1 protein-coding gene is annotated in these 536 nt (G+C 62.9%); it reads left to right on the forward strand.

What is annotated here, in order from left to right:
• Positions 1-33: 33 nt before the first annotated feature.
• A partial coding sequence (locus OQK_RS01450) for an NUDIX-like domain-containing protein (protein ID WP_016770783.1) occupies positions 34-536 on the forward strand: 503 nt, incomplete at its 3' end.

The raw sequence follows: 536 nt of genomic DNA on the forward strand, positions 1-536 counted from the left end.
TAAGCAGAAACCCGAATTCGTGGATTGACTGACATGACCCCAGGCTGGATTACCACAACGTTGCTGGACAACGACACCCCCGGTGGCTGGGCCGTCGCCCGCAGCCGCGAGGGCTTTTTACACGACACCAATGGCCCCTTGTTTCCCCGGGAGTGGCTCAAGCGCCAGGACCTCTCGGTGTTCGCCGAACACGGCATTGGCCACCTTGATGGCGAACCGGTGTACCTGCTGGAACTCGATGCCCCTGCTGAAGTACCGGGCTGCAGCTGGCAGGGTCTGCGCGGCTTCATGCTGCAAGGCGACCACACGCTTTACAAAGTGCTGGGGTATGCGGCACAGATCGGTACCTGGGCGCGTGAACACAGGTTTTGTGGGCGTTGCGGCCAGGCCATGGTCCAGGTGCCACGCGAGCGGGCGATGTATTGCGAGGCCTGCGACTTGCGCAGCTACCCACGGATCTCGCCGAGCATGATCGTGCTGGTGACCCGTGGCGACGAGATCCTGCTGGCGCGTTCGCCACGTTTTGCGACGGGGGT

Origin of the sequence: Pseudomonas sp. R62 (assembly GCF_000257605.1) — a bacterium.
Lineage (GTDB): Bacteria > Pseudomonadota > Gammaproteobacteria > Pseudomonadales > Pseudomonadaceae > Aquipseudomonas > Aquipseudomonas atacamensis.